We start from the raw sequence: 878 nt of genomic DNA, 5'->3' as shown, positions 1-878 counted from the left end.
CGCCCGGCCGCTTCCGGCCGGCCCCGAAGCTGCGGGTCCGTCTCGACGACCCGGACATCCTCTGACGACACCGATCCCCGGATCCTCCGTCACCCCTCCCCGACGCCCCAGGAGAACCCCGTGCGCCTCGTCTTCGCCGGTACCCCCGCCGCCGCTGTCCCGACCCTCCGCGCCCTGGCCGCCTCGCCGCACGAGGTGGTCGCCGTGGTCACGCGGGCCGACGCTCCGGTCGGGCGCAAGCGCGTGCTCACTCCCTCGCCCGTGGCCGTCGTCGCCGAGGAGCTGGGTCTCCCGGTGATCCGGGCGAACCGGCTCGACGAGGAGGTGACCGAGCGGATCGCGACGCTGGCCCCCGACCTGGGCGTCATCGTCGCCTACGGCGGGCTCGTCCGCGCGCGGCTGCTGGCCGTCCCTCGGCTCGGGTGGATCAACCTGCACTTCTCGCTGCTGCCACGCTGGCGGGGAGCGGCTCCGGTCCAGCGCGCGCTGATGGCGGGCGAGTCGCGGATCGGCGCGAGCGTGTTCCAGCTGGTCGCCGAGCTGGATGCCGGAGACGTCTACGCCGAGCTCGCCGAGGACGCGCAGGAGCGGACGGCCGGCGAGCTGCTGGAGGTCCTCGCCGTCAGCGGCGCGGGGCTCACCCTCGGCGTCGTCGACGGGCTCGACCAGGGGCGCGCGGTCGCGACTCCGCAGACCGGAGAGGTGACGCTGGCCCCCAAGCTCGACGCCGCGGACGGCCGCATCGACTGGAGTCTCTCCTCGACGCGGATCCTCGCGCTGGTGCGCGGCGTGACGCCGGAGCCCGGCGCCTCCACGGCCGCGGGCGACGTGCGCCTCAAGGTGCTCGCCGTGCGCGCGGCCGAGGGCGCGCTCGAGCC

General features: G+C 76.0%; 1 protein-coding gene. It reads left to right on the top strand.

The features are described from left to right. Positions 1-120: 120 nt before the first annotated feature. Positions 121-878, top strand: a 758-nt coding sequence (locus ACH61_RS15680) for a methionyl-tRNA formyltransferase (protein WP_068213802.1), incomplete at its 3' end; no start/stop codon positions are given.

It is taken from the genome of Rathayibacter tanaceti (genome assembly GCF_001634385.1).
In the GTDB taxonomy this organism is placed as follows: Bacteria; Actinomycetota; Actinomycetes; order Actinomycetales; family Microbacteriaceae; genus Rathayibacter; species Rathayibacter tanaceti.
Note: the sequence above shows the minus strand (reverse complement) of the source record. Positions and strands in the feature narration are given on the sequence as shown.